This is a genomic window from Vibrio sp. RW (genome assembly GCF_027587105.1).
Classification (GTDB): domain Bacteria; phylum Pseudomonadota; class Gammaproteobacteria; order Enterobacterales; family Vibrionaceae; genus Vibrio; species Vibrio toranzoniae.
Map to the genome: position 1 here is coordinate 1 of NZ_JAPPTM010000097.1, position 364 is coordinate 364.

1 rRNA gene is annotated in these 364 nt (G+C 55.2%); it reads right to left on the minus strand.

Features of this window, described 5'->3' with window-relative positions:
* Positions 1-364, minus strand: a 16S ribosomal RNA gene (locus OCT63_RS21475); the annotation flags it as partial.

Consider the following 364-nt stretch of genomic DNA (forward strand, 5'->3'; position numbering starts at 1 on the left):
TACCCCCTTCCTCACAACTGAAAGTACTTTACAACCCGAAGGCCTTCTTCATACACGCGGCATGGCTGCATCAGGCTTGCGCCCATTGTGCAATATTCCCCACTGCTGCCTCCCGTAGGAGTCTGGACCGTGTCTCAGTTCCAGTGTGGCTGATCATCCTCTCAGACCAGCTAGGGATCGTCGCCTTGGTGAGCCATTACCTCACCAACTAGCTAATCCCACCTAGGCATATCTTGACGCGAGAGGCCCGAAGGTCCCCCTCTTTGGCCCGTAGGCATCATGCGGTATTAGCCATCGTTTCCAATGGTTATCCCCCACATCAAGGCAATTTCCTAGGCATTACTCACCCGTCCGCCGCTCGACG